The sequence below is a fragment of the Peribacillus sp. FSL K6-1552 genome (assembly GCF_038005205.1).
GTDB classification, from domain to species: domain Bacteria; phylum Bacillota; class Bacilli; order Bacillales; family DSM-1321; genus Peribacillus; species Peribacillus butanolivorans.
Window position 1 is genome coordinate 1,189,288 of the sequence record NZ_JBBOST010000001.1, and the last position, 18,461, is coordinate 1,207,748.

General features: G+C 36.8%; 15 protein-coding genes and 2 pseudogenes. 11 read left to right on the plus strand and 6 right to left on the minus strand.

All coding sequences use genetic code 11. The features are described 5' to 3' along the window. Positions 1-384 precede the first annotated feature (384 nt). From pdhA to NST21_RS05760, 5 genes are all read left to right on the plus strand, one after another. Complete coding sequence (gene pdhA / locus NST21_RS05740) at positions 385-1,497, plus strand: pyruvate dehydrogenase (acetyl-transferring) E1 component subunit alpha (protein ID WP_340888206.1); 1,113 nt, start codon at positions 385-387, stop codon at positions 1,495-1,497. Further along, positions 1,497-2,480: an alpha-ketoacid dehydrogenase subunit beta gene (locus tag NST21_RS05745; RefSeq protein WP_056520441.1), complete on the plus strand. Its 984-nt coding sequence runs from the start codon at positions 1,497-1,499 to the stop codon at positions 2,478-2,480. Before pdhA ends, NST21_RS05745 begins: the two co-directional genes overlap by 1 nt. A 30-nt stretch (positions 2,481-2,510) precedes the next feature. Further along, complete coding sequence (locus tag NST21_RS05750) at positions 2,511-3,788, plus strand: dihydrolipoamide acetyltransferase family protein (RefSeq protein WP_056520444.1); 1,278 nt, start codon at positions 2,511-2,513, stop codon at positions 3,786-3,788. Beyond that, positions 3,789-5,213, plus strand: a complete 1,425-nt coding sequence (lpdA, locus tag NST21_RS05755; protein WP_340888209.1) for a dihydrolipoyl dehydrogenase — start codon at positions 3,789-3,791, stop codon at positions 5,211-5,213. Between the two features lie 398 nt (positions 5,214-5,611). Beyond that, the gene (locus NST21_RS05760) at positions 5,612-6,985 is read left to right on the plus strand and encodes an amino acid permease (protein ID WP_056520447.1); all 1,374 of its coding nucleotides are present in this window, start codon (positions 5,612-5,614) and stop codon (positions 6,983-6,985) included. Positions 6,986-7,085: 100 nt separating this feature from the next. Here NST21_RS05760 and hisC read toward each other — a convergent pair whose 3' ends face one another. After that, complete coding sequence (gene hisC / locus NST21_RS05765) at positions 7,086-8,198, minus strand: histidinol-phosphate transaminase (protein WP_340888211.1); 1,113 nt, start codon at positions 8,196-8,198, stop codon at positions 7,086-7,088. A gap of 172 nt (positions 8,199-8,370) precedes the next feature. On the opposite strand from hisC, the gene NST21_RS05770 reads away from it, so the two are divergent. After that, on the plus strand, positions 8,371-8,838 hold the full coding sequence (locus NST21_RS05770) for an Lrp/AsnC family transcriptional regulator (protein WP_053344840.1): 468 nt from the start codon (positions 8,371-8,373) through the stop codon (positions 8,836-8,838). A 186-nt stretch (positions 8,839-9,024) separates the two neighbouring features. On the opposite strand, the gene NST21_RS05775 is transcribed toward NST21_RS05770, so the two are convergent. Next, on the minus strand, positions 9,025-9,423 hold the full coding sequence (locus NST21_RS05775; protein ID WP_340888213.1) for a carboxymuconolactone decarboxylase family protein: 399 nt from the start codon (positions 9,421-9,423) through the stop codon (positions 9,025-9,027). 118 nt (positions 9,424-9,541) lie between these two features. Here NST21_RS05775 and NST21_RS05780 point away from each other — a divergent pair, with 118 nt between their 5' ends. The 3 genes from NST21_RS05780 to NST21_RS05790 all read left to right on the plus strand — a co-directional run bounded on the left by NST21_RS05780 (position 9,542) and on the right by NST21_RS05790 (position 12,955). After that, positions 9,542-9,967, plus strand: a complete 426-nt coding sequence (locus NST21_RS05780) for an Lrp/AsnC family transcriptional regulator (protein WP_340888214.1) — start codon at positions 9,542-9,544, stop codon at positions 9,965-9,967. Positions 9,968-10,754: 787 nt separating this feature from the next. Further along, positions 10,755-12,017: a group II intron reverse transcriptase/maturase gene (ltrA, locus tag NST21_RS05785; RefSeq protein ID WP_053344638.1), complete on the plus strand. Its 1,263-nt coding sequence runs from the start codon at positions 10,755-10,757 to the stop codon at positions 12,015-12,017. Between the two features lie 176 nt (positions 12,018-12,193). Further along, complete coding sequence (locus NST21_RS05790; protein ID WP_340888216.1) at positions 12,194-12,955, plus strand: carbon-nitrogen hydrolase family protein; 762 nt, start codon at positions 12,194-12,196, stop codon at positions 12,953-12,955. Positions 12,956-13,288: 333 nt separating this feature from the next. Here the strand turns inward: NST21_RS05790 and NST21_RS05795 are convergent, their stop codons facing one another. Further along, complete coding sequence (locus tag NST21_RS05795) at positions 13,289-13,447, minus strand: hypothetical protein (RefSeq protein ID WP_162878778.1); 159 nt, start codon at positions 13,445-13,447, stop codon at positions 13,289-13,291. A 270-nt stretch (positions 13,448-13,717) separates the two neighbouring features. Continuing rightward, a pseudogene (locus tag NST21_RS05800) lies at positions 13,718-14,410 on the minus strand (class I SAM-dependent methyltransferase); the annotation flags it as partial. Here NST21_RS05800 and NST21_RS05805 point away from each other — a divergent pair. Continuing rightward, positions 14,404-15,408, plus strand: a pseudogene (locus tag NST21_RS05805) (helix-turn-helix domain-containing protein); the annotation flags it as partial. The pseudogenes NST21_RS05800 and NST21_RS05805 overlap by 7 nt on opposite strands. Positions 15,409-16,353: 945 nt before the next feature. Here NST21_RS05805 and NST21_RS05810 read toward each other — a convergent pair. Beyond that, the gene (locus tag NST21_RS05810) at positions 16,354-16,809 is read right to left on the minus strand and encodes a YfmQ family protein (RefSeq protein WP_340888218.1); all 456 of its coding nucleotides are present in this window, start codon (positions 16,807-16,809) and stop codon (positions 16,354-16,356) included. Between the two features lie 307 nt (positions 16,810-17,116). Between NST21_RS05810 and NST21_RS05815 the strand changes: the two genes are divergently transcribed. Continuing rightward, entirely contained in the window at positions 17,117-17,968 is an 852-nt protein-coding gene (locus NST21_RS05815; RefSeq protein WP_340888219.1) for a leucine-rich repeat domain-containing protein, read from the plus strand. A gap of 213 nt (positions 17,969-18,181) precedes the next feature. On the opposite strand, the gene NST21_RS05820 is transcribed toward NST21_RS05815, so the two are convergent. Beyond that, a complete protein-coding gene (locus NST21_RS05820) occupies positions 18,182-18,460 on the minus strand; it encodes a hypothetical protein (protein ID WP_340888220.1) in 279 nt (92 codons plus the stop codon). Between the last annotated feature and the right edge of the window lies 1 nt (position 18,461).

Consider the following 18,461-nt stretch of genomic DNA (forward strand, 5'->3'; position numbering starts at 1 on the left):
CCTCCTCCTACTCGATTTGTGCACCCGGCATGGATGCAATTTATAGGGTACACGCCCCCGAAACAATCGAAATTAATTCCATCAAGTTGAAGAAATTATAGTAGTTTGATTTGGATTTTTCCATTAATGTTACGAATTTTCAAAATGAAGGTGAAGTATACGATAACACATTCTAAATAAAGGTAATATACAAAAAATTCATTCTATTTAACATATTATTAAAACCCTTGATGTATTATCCTTTTATATAAGCAAATATAGTTTATGAAAAAGCATTTATTTAAAAACATAAAAGACCAAAGAAAATTTTTGGGCTGTTATTTCATGACTGTTCAAATCCTTGGTAAGTTTGCTAATCAAATCTATCTTAAGGGGAGAAATGAAATGGAAAAGACGGAAAACCCAATTTTGAAAGCGCATTCAAAAGAGAATTTACCGGAAATGTATCAGGTATTAGCTCCAAATGGAGAGATAATTGAATCAATTGATGGAAAAATTGATAAATCACTCATGCTTAAGATGTATGAAAGTATGCTATTGCTTAGAATGTTTGACCGTAAATCAGTTAATCTTCAGCGCCAAGGAAGAATGGGGACTTATGCACCCTTCGAGGGGCAGGAGGCATCCCAAATTGGCAGCGCTTTAGCATTATCGGCAGGGGATTGGATGTTTCCCACTTACCGTGATCATGCAGCGGCAATTATTCATGGACAGGAGATGTATCGTGTTTTTCTATACTGGATGGGGCACGTAGAGGGTTCAATCTGTCCGGAAGGAAAACGAACTATGCCTCCTTGTGTTCCTATTGCCACTCAAATGGTTCATGCGGTAGGTACGGCTTGGGCAAGTAAGCTTAAAGGAGAAGAGAATGTAAGCATTGCTTATTTTGGTGATGGTGCTACTTCTGAAGGGGATTTTCATGAGGCACTGAATTTTGCCGGTGTATATAAAACCCCAACAATCTTTTTCTGCCAAAATAATGGCTACGCTATCAGTGTACCTTTTGAAAAGCAATCTGCTTCTAAGACTATATCTCAGCGTGCTGATGCGTATGATATCCATGGTGTTCGTGTAGATGGAAATGATATCTTTGCAGTTTGGCTGACTGTAAAGGAAGCAGTCGAAAGAGCGCTTAAAGGTGAAGGTCCTACTTTGATTGAAGCTATTACCTTTCGATATGGTGCCCATACTACTGCAGACAATCCAAACATATATCGTAATCAGGAAGATATTTCAACATTCTGGAGGGAAAATCGCGATCCGATTACACGTCTTAAAAAGTTGTTGATTAAAAAGGGATTCTGGAATGAGGAGCAGGAGGAAATGGTGTTAAAACAAATTAGCGAACAGATTGACACTCACCTCCAAAAAGCAGAAGAGTACCCTAAAGCCGATCCGCTCGATATGTTTAACCATGTTTATGCTGAAGAGTCATGGCACATAAATGAACAGCAGCAAGAATTGAAACAAATCTTAAAGAAGGATGTGAAGAAGTAATGAGCCAACATTTAACTATGATTCAGGCTATTACAGAAGCAATGGACCAAAAGCTTGGTCAGGATGATCGTGTGATGATCTTAGGTCAGGATATTGGAGTAAACGGTGGAGTTTTCCGTTCAACGGAAGGCCTATTTGAGAAGTACGGAAAGGATCGAGTTGTAGATACACCATTAGCTGAGGCTGGAATCATTGGCTCTGCAATTGGTTTAGCTCTTAATGGAATGGTTCCCGTGGTAGAAATTCAATTTCTTGCATTTATTTATCCAGGATTCGAGCAGATTGTTTCCCATGCTGCCCGTATGAGATACCGTACTCGGGGACAATTTGGGGTGCCCCTTGTTATCCGTACACCATATGGTGCTGGAATCAGAGGTCCTGAGCTTCACTCCGAAAGTGTCGAAACCTTCTTTGCCCACACTCCGGGTTTAAAGGTGGTTGCACCTAGTAATCCTTATGACGCAAAAGGACTACTCATTTCTGCCATCGAAGATCCTGATCCGGTAATCTTTTTGGAGCCGACTAAATTGTATCGAGCTTTTAAGGAAGAAGTTCCTAAAGAGATGTATCGAATACCAATTGGTCAAGCAAAAGTGGTTCAGGAGGGAAGCGACTTAACCATTTTTGCATGGGGAGCTATGTTAAGAGAAGCATTGAATGCCGCTAAAAAGATCGAAAATGAAAAAGGTTGGAAGTGTGAAGTAGTCGATCTTCGAACACTATACCCGTTAGATCGGGATACGATTGTAAAATCCATAAAAAAAACAGGTCGTGGATTAGTTGTTCATGAAGCTCATAAGTCATCCGGATTAGGTGCGGAGATTATCTCTATTATTAATGATGAAGCCCTTATTTACCTTAAAGCCCCTATTAAGCGTGTGACAGGATTTGATGTTCCGGTTCCGCAGTTTTCAGTAGAAGATCATTATTTACCTACTGTTGAACGTGTAAAACAAGGAATAATGGAAACGATTTCATTTTAATTAATGAATAAGGGAGAAGGAGGAACAAGCATGGTAGAATTTAAACTTCCTGATGTAGGTGAAGGGATGCATGAAGGAGAAATTATCAAGTGGCTCATTAAAGAAGGAGAATCAGTAACGCAGGACCAACCGATAGTAGAAGTACAAACGGATAAGGTCAATGCGGAATTGACTGCCCCAGCAACGGGCGTGGTCAAGAAAATACTCTTTACAGAAGGGGATATTGTAGAAGTAGGAACCACTATATTTACTATTCAAGAAGAGAACGATATTTCTGTTCCGGAAACATTTGTTATTGAAAAAGAGCCCCCGGTTATGCAACCTGCTGATGTAAAAGTAAATTCAGAGGATATAACAAGTAAACCACATCTTGAGGCAGCTCGTGTGTTGGCTACTCCATATGTTCGTCAAATGGCTAGGGAAATGAAGGTTGATATCCAGCAGGTTAAAGGTTCTGGGCCTGCTGGACGAATAATAGAAAGTGACTTGCAACAGTTTATAGAAAATAATCAATTTAAACAGGTCAATGACAATAACAATGATAATAATATACTTCAAGATGCAGCTCCTATTGAAACTGTTCAGGAAAAAGTAATGGAAAAAGGGTTAGAAGAGCGGATTCTGCTTAAGGGTATTCGAAAAAAAATCGCTGAACATATGGTAAAGTCAGTTTCGACTATTCCACATGTAACCCATGTAGATGAATTAGAAATGGATAGATTAAAGGAATTAAAAGATCAATTAAAGACGTATTCAGACAACAAGGATATTAAATTGACTTTTTTACCATTCTTCGTTAAGGCCATTGTTATCGCACTAAAGGAGTTTAAAACATTAAATGCTTCAATTGATGAAAAGACAAATGAAATGGTCTTGAAAAATTATTATCATATTGGGATTGCCACGAATACGAACGATGGTCTCATTGTTCCTGTTATTAAAAATGCAGATCAGAAAACAATTTTCCAGCTAGCTGATGAAATTAGACAAATGGCAATCCAAGCTCGAGAAGGGAAGTTGAGCCTAGAGCAGATTACTGGTAGTACATTTACCATTAGCAATGTTGGACCAATCGGTGGGTTGCATGCGACTCCAATCATTAACTATCCCGAAGCGGCAATTTTAGCGTTGCATAAAATGGAACCTCGCATGGTTGTTCGCGATTTGGAAGGTGTTATCCGCTTGATGATGAATATGTCGTTATCTTTCGATCATCGTTTAATTGATGGCGTAACAGCGGTACGTTTTACAAATCGGATTAAGGAACTACTGGAAAACCCAATTCTTTTAGTTGTGGAGATGAGATAAATGGTAGTAGGGGAAGTTGCTATAGAAACAGATGTTATCATTATAGGAGGAGGTCCGGGAGGATATGCTGCAGCTATTCGTCTCGGACAGTTAGGGAAATCGGTTGTTCTAATTGAAAAGGATAAGCTGGGTGGTGTTTGCCTCAATCGGGGATGCATACCTTCGAAGGCTCTAATACATACAGCTGATCAATTTCATAGGCTTAACGATTTTGAAAAAATGGGAATTCAACTACCTCAAGAGAAAACAGCAGTTGACTTAAATGTATGGCAGGATTGGAAAAAGGGCATCATTTCTCAGTTGAACCAAGGTATATCCCATTTATGTAAAGAAAATGGAGTAACGGTGGTGAAAGGTCAAGCAACCTTTTTATCTGATGACCGCATCGGAGTAGAAACCGATGGTGATTTTGAAACCTATAAGTTTGAACATGCAATTATTGCGACGGGGTCTAGACCGTTTATTCCTTCGTTCCTTAATGTAGATGGAAGATATATTTTGGATTCGACAACATCTTTACAGCTAAAAGAAGTTCCACCTAGCTTGTCGATTATCGGCGGAGGCTATATCGGTATCGAAATGGGTATGGCTTTTGCAAAGTTAGGTACTCAAGTAACAATTATTGAGATGGCTAATCGTATTCTCCCTCAGGTTGCTGACAACTTGGTCAAGGAAGTAATCCGTAATGCTAAGAAGCTTGGGATAAATCTTAAAACATCTACAAGGGTAGAAAAAGCCATTGTGGAAGATGGACAAGTTCACCTTCATGTTTTTTCGGAAAAGCATGGGACAGAAGTGATTGTGAGCGAGAAGACCCTAGTAACAATTGGTAGGATTCCTAACACTCAAGATATTGGTCTAAATCAGGCTGGCATTGCGGTAGACGAAAAAGACTATATAGCAGTAGACACGGAATGTCGTACTAATGTTCCACATATCTTTGCTATTGGTGACATTACACCCGGTCCAGCTCTTGCTCACCGAGCGTCTAAACAGGGAATAGTGGCAGCAGAAGTAATAGGAGGTTTGCCAAGTGCCATTGACTCATCTTTTGTTCCCTATGTAATCTTCTCAGATCCACAAATTGCAGGGGTGGGCTTCAGCCGTGAAGAGGCGGAACAACAGGGATATAGCGTAAAAACTGGGAAATTTCCATTCAGTGCCAACGGACGAGCGCTTGCAACGAATGAAACAGAGGGATTTGCAGAAGTGATCGTGGATGCTAAAAGCCACATTTTACTTGGAATGCATATGGTTGGCGCTGATGCATCTAACCTTATAGGTGAAGGAGTACTGGCACTTGAATTGTCAGCTCGTGTAGAAGATATAGCTCTGAGCATGCATCCACATCCAACTTTGACTGAAGGTTGGATGGAAGCGGCGGAAGCAGTTTTGGGGCATGCAATCCACATTGTAAATAAGTAAGATAAATGGAGGAAATTAATTCATTAGGGGTTACTTATAACAATGTAATCCCTAATTAATAGTGTTCTAGTTAATAGATAAAAGATAGAGATAGAGTGGGTTTAATGAGCCCATCTTAACGTTAAAAGTAAATCTAGATCCGTATTAGGTTATTAGTTCAATGACCCTATTTCCATAATCAAACTGAAATACAGCATTTATCCAAGCGGAAATTATCAGCCTGAAGCTATCCTTCTTGTAATATTTACGGTAAACTTTAGCTTGCCGTCTTTTCATGTTTCCACTCCTTTGTCATAACGGTTGATAAGTATTAAACTTATCAAGTCGCCATTCAATAGATGAAACAGAGTGATTAATTTTTTATTCAGAAAATTAATAGAATAAAGGAGGAATAAGTAATGGAATCAAATAATGGGTCTCTACAAAAGAAGTTGTTGCCGCGACATATTAGCATGATGGCAATGGGAGGAGCAATAGGTACTGGGATTTTTAAAGGAAGTTCTGAAACCATATCGTTAGCAGGACCAGGAGTTATCCTTACTTATATTTTTGCAGGATTATTACTTCTTGTGGTCATGGGAGCTATAGCAGAAATGGCAATCGTCTATCCAAATACAAATATGAAGGGTTTTGTTCAGAAAGCGTTTGGTAAACGTAGTTCCTTCATTATAGGCTGGATGTATTGTTTCATGTGGCTGTCCGTATGTGTTATTGAAGTAGTAGTGGCAGGAAGTTTCTTGCAATACTGGCTTCCATCTATTCCACTTTGGATATTAAGTTTAGGCTGTGCTGCCCTAATCATTGGAATTAACATGATGAATGTTAAAAATTATGGAGAATTTGAATTTTGGTTTGCTGGAATTAAAATTACAATGATTATAGTATTTATTCTCTTAGGAGCTAGTATTTTATTTGGAATTATCCCAAGCGGCGGAACTAATTATCTACAAAACTTTACAGAGCACGGTGGTTTTTTTCCTAATGGCTGGATGTCAATATTTTCAGCTTTGCTAATTGTTATGTTTTCTTACGGCGGTTCAGAATTAATAGGAGTAACAGTAACAGAAGCAAAGGATGCAGAGCGTATTTTACCTAAGGTTATTAAAAGCTATATTTGGAGAGTTATATTATTTTTCACCTTACCGATACTTGTAATATGCGGTTTAATTCCTTGGAACGAAATTAGCGACCAGTCAAGTCCGTTTGTACAGGTATTGTCAATGTCAGGCTTTCAGGGATCTGCCCACATAATGAACTTTATTTTAATTACAGCTGTCTTATCTGCAGCTAACTCTGGAATATATGGTTGTACACGGATGTTGCATTCTTTAGCTGCAGAGGGGGAAGCTCCAAAGTCTTTCTCTTATGTATCGAAAAATGGTGTTCCATTATATAGTTTACTACTAAGTGCCGTTGTTTTAATCGCGGGCTCCATGATTACCTACGTTGCACAGGACAAAGCATTTACCTTATTAATGGCGTTTCCGGGTTTTGTGGTATCACTTGTATGGATCAGTATTTGTTTAGCGCAGCTAAAACTTCGTAATTCATATCCTAAAGCTCCGAGCTTTAAATTGTGGGGCTTCCCGTACGTAACATTGTTTACAGTAATTACATTAAGCATCATTTGTGTCATGTTTGTGTTTAGTGAACAGAATCGGGTCAGTATCATTGCTTGTCTTATTGTATTGGTAGGATTATTCGCGATTTCAATCGTTAAATTTAAAAGTGTGGATGAACAGGAAACATTAATAAGAAAAAGACATGGTTAAATAAATCCACGTAAAAGATACGACATGGGCAAAGGGCGTCTATGTCGTATCCTTTATGCTTTATCAATCCTTGATTATTTTGCAACAATATTTCGATATGTCATGTACTAAGCGTTTTATTGATTACATTTTGTAAGGATTTTATGAATCTCTCATTTTCAAGTGGAGTACCGATGGTCACGCGGATAGTATTTTCATAGCCAAGTAAATGACCAGATCGGATGATGACCCCTTGTTTTAATAGCTCCTCAAAGACGTACCTGCCAGGATGATTTAGTTTGACCATTACAAAGTTGGCATGAGAAGGAAAGAATGTTAATCCCATCTCGCTTAGTTCTATTTCTAAATATCTTCTTCCTTCCTCATTCTTACGAGCACATTGTGCTACAAATGTAGGGTCGTCCAGAGAAGCGAAGGCTGCCGCCTGTGCTAAGCGATTGGTATTAAATGGTTCTTTCACTTTAATTAGCTCTTGTATGATGGAAACGTCCATTAAACCGTATCCGATCCTTAATGCAGCCAATCCATATATCTTTGAAAAAGTACGTAAGATGACTAGATTTGAATGGGTATTTAGAAATGGCAAGGTTTCTAAATATTCTCCATCCTCAACATACTCATAGTATGCTTCATCAACGATTAGTAAAATATGTTTCGGCACCTTCTCGATAAAAGATCTTAACTTTTCTTTTTGAACGATTGTTCCTGTTGGATTATTGGGATTACAAACAAAAATCATTCTTGTTTTTTCAGTAATGGCCTCATACATACCCTGTAGGTCATGTACGCCATTAATAAGAGGTATCTTTACAGGTGTGCCCCCGTCAATCAATACATTCGTTTCATATCGTGGAAATGTAACGTCAGCCATAATGACTTCATCATTTTGTTGAATGTAGGTTCGTGTTAACAAACGTATAACTTCATCAGATCCATTACCTAAGATAATATTATCTTGTTTGATATTTAATTTCCTTGCTAACTTTTCAGCTAATGACGGTGCCATTCCTTCAGGATAAAATGAGGTTTGCTCCATTTCGATAAGCATGGACTCTTTAGCTAGAGGTGAGCAACCATATGGATTCTCATTGGATGCCAATTTAACGATACTTTCAAGTCCTAGTTCGCGTTGTACTTCTTCAATTGGTTTACCGGAAACATATGCGCTTAGGTTTTCAATGTTTTTTCGAACAAGAATTTTTGTGAAAGTCAATGCAAGTTCCTCCCTTTGATAAATTCTGAATTTTCTTTTTCTATTAATGATTTTAATGATAGAATAATAACTGTTAAATTTACATACAAAAAAGAATGTATTTTCTGCTTTCCATACACCATTTTAAAGAAATATAAGCTTATATTCCTTCATTATGAAAGGCGGTTGCTTCATGGATGAAATAGATGTCAGTTTACTAGAACTTTTACAATTAAATGGACGTATTACGATTAGTGAATTATCAAAGAAATTGGCTCTTAGTCGACCTAGTATTTCTGAACGTATGTATCGCTTACAAGAAAAGGGGATTATAGAAGGGTTTAGTGCCAGAGTTTCACCACCGGCAATAGGAAGAGGAGTACTTGTGTTTATTCAAGTAAGTGAACTTAAAGTTTCTGTTCCTGATTTTGAGCAATTAGTCAAAGATGATTTAGACATTATTGAGTGTCATCGCGTAACAGGAACAGTAGGATATTTTTTAAAAGCCGCTTTAGCTGATATGGACAGCATGAGAATTCTTATAGATCGATTAATACCCTATGGACATTTAAATACTTCTATAGTTTTAACATCCCCAGTACCTTCTCGCTCCATTCTTCCAAAGATTAATCAGTTAGAAGATCAAGGTGCAAAATTCTAGATTGAATTTAATCTTCAAAGCTATTAGATACTAAAACTATTTCAAGTCAAACATTACTATATTAAATGGTCCAGTTGAACAGTTGAACAGTTGAACATACTGATGGTAGAGAACAAAAACGAGTTCAACTGCTTAGTATGAATCTTTTTCAGAAAGGAACAAGCAAATGCCTGTTCCTTTTTAACATTATTTTAAATCCATCAAAGCCCCGAAATATTGCTGTGCAGTTGTAAAACAAATGAAGGCTAATAGTTCCGATATCTCTTCATCGCTAAATGCTTCCTTTAACACATCAATGAATGTTTGCTCCGTTTTTTCGCGTTTTAGGAGAAATACCTCCGCAAAAGCTACTGCATAGCTTGCTTTAATATCGTCTGGTTTCAATGGACGACCTTTTGCTTGACAGTATGCACATCCGTTACCATATGCAAGAACCCTTCTGACATTTTCCTTTAATTCCTTTGAAAGTTTCCCGTCTGTAGATATACACTCTGAAAGGTCCGACCATTTAAGTAAAATATCCTCCGAATGAAATAGTCGTTGAAACGGACTGGACCCAATAGCTGTATTTTTAATTCTTGTCATGAACATCTCCCCTTTGAGATAATCTTATAATAAAAATCCAGGTAAATTAATTGCATTTGTAAAGTATTTAAGAGTAATAATATATAGATGAAAGAAAAAGAAAGGGAATACTAATTATATGAAAATTGATAAAAAAGACCGTAGCATTCTTGATGAATTAACGATAAATAGTCGGGTTTCTATGAGGGAACTGGCAAAGAAAGTGAATTTATCTGCCCCCACTGTTTCAGAACGGGTTCGGCAGATGGAGTCTTTCGGAATTATAAAAGGGTATGTTGCCGAGATTGATCATAAAAAGATTGGTTTTCCGATTGAATGTATCGTAGAAGCAACAGTGAAAAATGGGGAGTATGACCGATTCAAGAGCTATATTGCCAAGCTTCCGAATGTTGATTTTTGTTTTCGAATTGCCGGACAGGCTTGTTATATGTTGAAAATACATAGTGAAAGTCTCCTAAAAGTGGAAGAGTTCATCAATCAGATAATCCCTTATGCTACAACAGTGACCCATGTGATTCTTTCCGAGGTAGAGCGGAATCAGTAATAAGAATATTTTTATCGTTAACGAATTCATTCACTTAAACGACATAAGTATAAATGTTATGGCTAAGGGAGTGGAGTGAGTCCGTACCACAGTTTAAGTGAGAGACATATAACAATAATCAAGCCAATTAATTTGAAGCATTATACGGTTTTTCTTAAAAAGAAAAAGCGCTGATAGTTAAAGCTAACGGGTGAATTAGCTGTAGATCGGAGCTGTCTTTAAGGCAGCTTTTTCGTGCGCCCGGCATGGGTGCAATCTATAGGGTGTGAGTCCCGAACCATGAAGGCAGTAGTAATGGTTAGCTTAATGCAAGGGTGTCCATGGTGACGTGGAATCTGAAGGAAGCAAGCGGCAAACCTCCGGTCTGAGGAACACGAACTTCATATAAGGCTAGGTATCATTGGATGAGTTTGCGAAACAAAACAAAGTCCTTACTGCCGAAGGTGGTACAGAGTAAATGAAGCAGATAGATGGAGGGAAAGATTGCACTCTTACCCGGGGAGGTCTGATGACAGCCAAGTACACTTGGTAACCTGTCCAGTGATGGACAGCTGAATCATCAGAAGTCAGCAGAGGTCATAGTACTTGTCTACTCGAGAAGATAAGGAAGGACCGAACAGATTAAGGAGGATGAATACTAGGCGTTCGTTATCTGCGAAGAAGCAAACAATTCCTAACGGAACTTATTTGAAGGAAGAAGTGGTGAATACACGGGGAACTTCAAAAGGGCGGAGCAGATAAAGGCACAAATAGACCATCTCGTCCACGCAGGGAAAGGATATCAACGATGTTAATGGAACAGATACTAGAGAGGGAAAACTTAATACAGGCATTGAAGCGTGTAGAAAGAAATAAGGGAAGCCATGGTGTAGATGGAATGCCGGTTCAAAACCTGAGACCGCACCTCGCAACCGAATGGTACAACATGAAAACTGCCCTTTTACAGGGTACCTATCAACCGCAGCCCGTCCGTCGTATCGAAATCCCGAAACCAAACGGCGGAGTTCGGCTATTGGGTATTCCAACCGTTCTAGACCGTTTCATTCAACAAGCCATTGCCCAAATATTGACTAAGATATATGACTCAACCTTTTCGGAGAATAGCTATGGATTTCGCCCTAACAAACAAGGGCACCAGGCGGTTCGAAAGGCAAAGTCCTATATAACCGAAGGTTATACATGGGTAGTGGATATGGACTTGGAGAAGTTCTTCGATAAAGTGAATCATGACAAGCTCATGGGAATGTTAGAGCGGAAAATTGAAGATAAACGAGTTCTCAAACTGATTCGTAAATTCCTTCAAGCAGGCATTATGATAGGCGGACTTTTTCATAAAAGTGAGGAGGGAACTCCGCAAGGAGGTCCGTTAAGTCCTTTATTATCTAATATCATGTTAGACGATTTAGATAAAGAACTAGAGAAACGCAATCTTCGATTCGTAAGGTATGCGGATGACAGTACTATCTTTGTGAAGACACGAAAAGCCGCCAAACGTGCAATGGGAAATATCTCAAGCTTCATTGAAAATAAACTGAAGCTAAAGGTCAACTACGAGAAGTCGAAGTATGATCGCCCTTGGAACAGAACGTTTCTCGGTTTTAGTTTCACGAAGTCAAAGAAGAACCCGAAGGTTCTACTGGCTAAACAAACGGTGAAGAGAGTAAAGAAACGAATCAGGGAAATGACCTCGAGAAAATTACCGATACCCATGAAACTCCGAATAAATAAGTTAAAGCAATACCTTAGAGGTTGGATGGGGTATTTCGCCCTCATTGATACTCCGAACGTATTGAAGAATTTAGATTCATGGATTCGAAGAAGACTCAGGATGTGCCTATGGAAGCAATGGAAATTGCCAAGAACGAGGGTGAAGAAACTCAAAGGATTAGGCGTCCCATTTGGAAAAGCATATGAATGGGGAAATAGCAGAAAGGGTTATTGGCGCATAGCGCATAGTCCTATTCTAGACAAAACCCTTAATAATGTTTATTGGCTCCATCATGGGTTAGTAAATCTATATGAACGATATACAAAACTACGTCAGACTTAAACTGAACCGCCGTATACCGAACGGTATGTACGGTGGTGTGAGAGGTCGGAGGCTAGGCGCCTCCTCCTACTCGATTTATGCAACTATCGGGGCAGGTTAGTTGAACAAGCAAATCAATGTCTATGCTACAATTATTACAAGAGCCATTAATATAAGTTAATGTTTGGGAGATCATTATGGGAAAAATAAAAATAGCTTTATTACACCTATTGCCTATTGCTGGTGATGTGGAGTATAACCAAAAACTTATTGAACAAGCCATTCATATAGCATCAAATAATAATGCCAAATGGATTATAACACCCGAACTATGTGTCAGCGGACTTCAATTCAATCATAAGATTGGGACTGGATGGATTAACAGGCAACCTGATGCTTGGATGAGTAATTTGAGCCGTAAACTAAAGAATTTGAAAAGCACTGTATTTTTGGGTTGCCCTGAAAAAGGCAGTAACGGAGAGTTGTATAATGCTGTGTTTGTCATAGATAAAAAAGGTCACTTATTAGGTAAACAGAGAAAAATCAATAGTATTATTGATGATTGGTCAACTTCAGGGGATGTAATAGAGCCAATAAAAACAGACAATGTTGAGGTTGGTATTATGATTTGTGCAGACGCATATACCAAAGATATTGCTTACAACTTATTTGAAAAAGGAGCAGAAATATTAATTGCACCGTCTTCCTGGGGTCCTGGATTACATGGTCCAGAGGGAGAATGGGAACAAAGGTCATTAGAAACAGGGCTACCCGTAATTGTCTGTAATCGTACTGGCGAAGACGAAACTGTCCGTTTTTGGGATGCAGAAAGCATGATCATAAAAAATGGTGTACGCCTCTTAACACATAAATCAAAACAATCAGCTATACTTACTTTTGAATGGGATTTACAAAGTATGGAATTAATATCCTCACATTTCGACATCGATTACATATAATGAGAACTTAATTTACTACATACACTAAACTCTTGGTGAACTAAAGGGTGCGTTAGCTGAAGATCAGAGCTGTCTTTAAGGCAGTTTTTTCTTTATGCAACGGGCAGGTTAGCTCAATAAAAATAAGGGTTACCCAATTAATTGTAGCTTACCTTCTGCTATATTTATTTGTTTATTACTTTAGCTAGGTATTCACGGTCAATGGCTTGAGGTGGTCTTTCAAACCAACCGTGCTTAATCATTAAGTTTGCAGCATCTCCATCAAATCGAAATGAGAGATGCAAAGTGTTTAATTTTGAAGCAGAAAAATAAAAAACCACTCAAAGTGGTTTTTTAATCGCGCATTGCTCCTGCCTCTCGGGAAGTCATTGCACCTTGTCCTTCGCTTACATCTTTTTGAATTTCTTGTTTTACTTTTTGTGCATCAGTTCCGGCAAATTCTGGTTTCATAATAGAACCCAAATTCTCTTTAGCTTGTTGATCCTGTTGCATACAAGTCCTCCTCAATTTTTTGTTTAACAATCTTATTATTTACAAAAAAACACTCGTTATATCCCGAGGATTTGAGCGAATTTCCCTTAAAGTATTTGTGAGAAAAACTGAGGGAGTTCAAGAGTGCTGTTTGATCTTTGTTCAACAATGGGGCCAGATTGTTGAATAACTTGCAGTAAGAAAAATTAGAATATATAAATTTTAGATAAAAATGAGTACAACCTCCCAATCAAGGGAGATTGGGAGGTAAGTCTGTTATTAACCGAAATCTTATTTTTTTACAGCATGGATGTAATGAATCGTTTCGAATGCAGACAAATAGTCTGTACGACTACGAAAGAATTCATTATTAATAGTAACAGGTGATAAATGTTCATAAATGAGTAAACCTGAGTTTTCTAACATTTTCTCCATTTCATCATAAGTAAAACATGATTTCATTGGCTCACCACTAGCTGAAGCCATTTGAACCATATTTTGAACTCGATTAGACATTCCTTTTTCTTCAAAAAGTTTGTAGTCTGCATAATCAAAAACGATAGAACTTCCTGATGGAACTTTGGTGAAAAATTTATTAATCAAGTTGGCATTTTCCTCTTTTGTTAAATAATAAGAAACACCTAAAAGGCTAAACAAAGTTTTTTTGTTAGGCATAAAACCTTCTTCAACAAGATTTTGAACAGTAAATTCTTTGGTGAAATCCATTGAAACAAAATGAAGATTATCCGGAATTTGATAATTAGCATTTGCTAACCTTATCTTTTTAAAGTCTTGTGTGGCTGGATAATCAACTTCAAATATTTCTATGCTGTCGTTTAATTCTGGGTGTCGGAAACAAAAAGTATCTAATCCAGCTCCTAGAATGACATACTGTTTAACGCCTAGTAACATTTCATGAAATAATACATTTTCGCAATAGGCAGCACGTGCTAAAGGAGTTGGAGAAAGTTGAACTTGAACTATCTAATTATATGGGATATTCCCCTTATTATTGTTCGTTTAAGTTTCACCAAGTAACAGGTATAAGTATTAGGCGCTATATTCTTCTTAGAAGATTGTATTTATCCACGGAAGATTTAGCAAAGAACAGGAAGATAATTGACGTTTCCTTTGATTACGATTATTCTTCGCAAGAAGCATATAGCAGAGCTTTTAAAACTGTTTTTGGTATCAATCCTAGAGAATATCAACTTAACAAGTTGCCTGTCCAGTCATTTGTTAAACTCACTATTAATAAAGACGGGGAATGGTGTAGAATGAATGTTTCTAGAAAAATTGAGGTTGAACAGTTACAAAATGAGAAGAGTGAGTTGTTTGACAAAGACGTACTCAACATATTGAATGGTCAAGTTATGTATGAGGAGTTTAAAGATAACAGACTAATGGGAGATTCTGATTACGCTCCATTTAATGAAGCGATGTGTGTAAACGCGACTACTAAACAAGTTTTTGATAAAGAATTTATAAACATACGAGCTTCTGGACATCTTGAGTCAGTAGAGAATTATATCAAAAAGGTCATTGTTCCATTAGACAATCTTTTTAATAAAGAGTATAAATGTATCGTTTTATGGTTTGGTGAAGACATGTTTTGTCAAATGAACCTACTTACAATACTTTCCTATCTTGAACAGTCCGGATATGAAGGCAAAGTGTTCTTAAATTGCTTCAAAGAGGATGAATTTAAAGTTAATCAAACTGAACTTAAATTAGGTCATTATTATTCTATATACAAGGAAGTATTGGTCAATCATAATAAACCATCAAATGAACTACTTCCAGTCATGTATCAGGCAATAGACATATATTTAGATATGCTAAAAGAAGATAATGCAGTAGTAAAGTATATTTCCAAAAATAAAGATTTACCAACATCAGAATTAATTAATAGGTTATTTGCTCTGTTTCCAACAGTAGGCTATGGAGATTTACAATATATAGAGCTTATTAATAAAACTTAAAATTGGAAGTGGGAACAAGAATTTTTAAAGACAAACATTGAAGGGGTTACCAATAAAGTGTAAAAAACTAAACCTTTTTTCCGTCATCTGGGACTATTCTGAACAACTTGTCACATAAACGAATTCCAAAATGTTGTTGATTTTAACCTTTGTTAAATTAATCATTCTTGTTGAACTAACGGGTGCTTTACTTCAATAAGGAAGGTTGCTGAGGCAGCCTTTCTTATGGCACTAACGGGGCAGATTAGTTTAATAAGGAGTTCATTAATTTTATATAGAATATTGATATATTAACTTCAACATTTTTTATCTAAGGAGATATATGACTAAAAAAACTTCAATTAAATATTTGCTTTATTTCTTTTCCTATTTACTCGTTTACCTGTGCAGCTTCCCTTTACTTTTTATGCTTACTTTTGTAGCAGATAGTCCTACTGTTTCTGAAAGTACATTAGATATAATATTTTATATTTTCTCCTTATTCGTTACAGTCGTTGGTTCTACTATTTTAAATTACTTATTTAAGCGTTCCATGAAATTAAATAAGAATACTAAGCATACTTGGTTGATATTTTTTGCTCATTTAATCTTAATACCCTTAACATATATATTGATTTTAACCTAAATTTTCAGCACTGATTTTGTGAAGTATTCTACTTAAACTAACGGGTGCGTTAGCGTCATAAGAAGGCAGCCATTTGGCTGCCTTTTGAACGTGCGATTCTTTACATTATCATACATTCAAATCAAGTAAAAAAAATTCCCTTGTTCAGCTAAAGTGTGCGTCGTACTAGAAAATGGTCACTGATTATCAAGACCGCAATCTATATGAGCGAGCAAAAAATGAAGGCATCCTCATAAGAGAAGAAGAAGTCGTGTCAGAAAATAAATAATTCCCTATCAAAAAACCACACATCATGGTGTGGTTTTTCATTTTTCTTCCTTTTATGCTTCTTTTACATCCATACCCTTCATCATCGAACGGTCTTGGAGGCTTTCGGAACGCATGCTATATGCCACAAGCTTCTTCTTGTCCTGTTTTACGACATCCACATGGTCGCCGTACAAGAACACCAATAACCGAATATCCTTTTTGCCATTTTTCGTATCGATGACCAATGGCTTCACACCGCTCTTTGGCTGTAAAAACAAGGAATCGTTTCCAGGAAATATATGATTTTTTTTCAAAACCATCGCGTGGTTAACATCATGAATCACTTGGTTCTTCTCTTCCCCTTCCAATCGTTTTCCGTCCATCGTGATCACGGTATTCCCGTCACTAAGTGTTGGATGCATCTTAAATTTATTCAAAAGCCAATTGACGACATCGGTTGGAAGGCAGGTAACAACTAGTTTAAATATCGTTAAAATAATGGTCAAAATCAAAACGGGTCCTGTCATTTTTTCATCATCTCCGTATGTTATAAATGCCTCATTATAAACAGCTGCCTCTATATTACCAAAAGAATGGACATTTTTTCTTCGAAAATATGTCCATTCTCGTAACGTTTTCCTTTTGGGGTGTGCGGTATAAACTAACGGACAGTGGTTGCTTCCGCAGCCTTTTTTCTTATGGCACTAACGGGGCAGGTTAGCTCAAGAAGGACAAGATAAAGAAGAATAACTTTTGCTATACAGAAAATGAAAAATAGAATACATTTATTCGTATGGTAAATTTCTTGATGAATAATTAATAGGAGGAGATTAATTGGAAATTAGCTTTCCCCATGCTAAATTAAATTCTTTGCCGAACATAAACTTATCTCTGAATGAAATTACGGAAATCAACCTTTTCGATAATAATTTTAGAGGGATTCCAGAAGAAATATATATAATGAACAATTTAAAAGTGTTAAATATTTCGGCTAATGAGCTTGAAAAAATCTCTGCTAATATAAAAAATTTGAAAGAACTTAGAATGATGGACTTAGGACATAATCAGATTGAAATAATTCCATCAGATATAGAATACCTTGTGAATTTGGAGGAATATTTATATCTTCACAATAATAAACTCCAAACAGTCCCCCCCGAAATTAAAAGCCTTAAAAAATTAAAATATTTAAATCTAAGCGATAATAAATTGAGTGAATTACCAAGAGAAATTGGTGAATTAACCAACCTGATAGAGTTACGCTTAATGAATAACAAACTTAATAAGATACCTAAGAGCTTTAGCATGTTAAACAATATTAGAGAGCTGCATTTTAAAAATAATCAACTCACCACTCTCCCAGAAATATTTGAAAATTTGACGTTATTACGGGTTTTGGATTTGGAAGAAAATCAATTAAAACAAGTCCCGAATTCACTCAATCAATGTGAAAAGTTAAGACGATTGAATTTGAGAAATAATCAATTGACAACGTTACCCTATGGAATCGGAAAGCTAGTAAATTTATTAGAATTAGATTTAAGGGGTAATCAATTGATTGAATTGCCGGATTCTTTAATGGAAATTGAGGGATTAGAACGTTTAGATTTAAGATGGAATCCTAACTTGAAAATACCGAAATGGTTAGAAAAAGTAGAAGAAAAAGGTTGTATAGTTTATTTATAAACTAGCTTTCAATAACATATTCAACTCATTGATAATAAATTATGAGGAGTCGGATTGTGGTTGTTACTAACGGGTGCTTTACTTCAATAAGGGAGTTGCTTTGGCAGCTCTTTTTGTATGAAAACACTTTAGTGAAAGGCCATACTTAAATAAGCCCACCATATTCTAATTTTTTTGAAGGACGTAAATGTACTATGTCGTTATTTTAACTGGTTATGCAGTTTTTTGTTCTGATGGATCGATTGTATAGCCTTTCTTTTTTAGGTATTCGATCATTTTTAATTCTTTGTTCATTTGTTTTTCTTCAAGGTAATTTGAGCCTAGTTCATGATAGGGTTCTCCGGTTTTTAAGATGTTGTAAGCAATCGTCAATAGTAAATGAGCAGAAGCAATTCGTCCCTTCATTTTCCCCTGTCGTTTGGTAATCCTTTTTCGATGTGAAGCAATTCGATTATTTTGCCTTGAGGTTGCCAGTACACACTCTACGGCCATC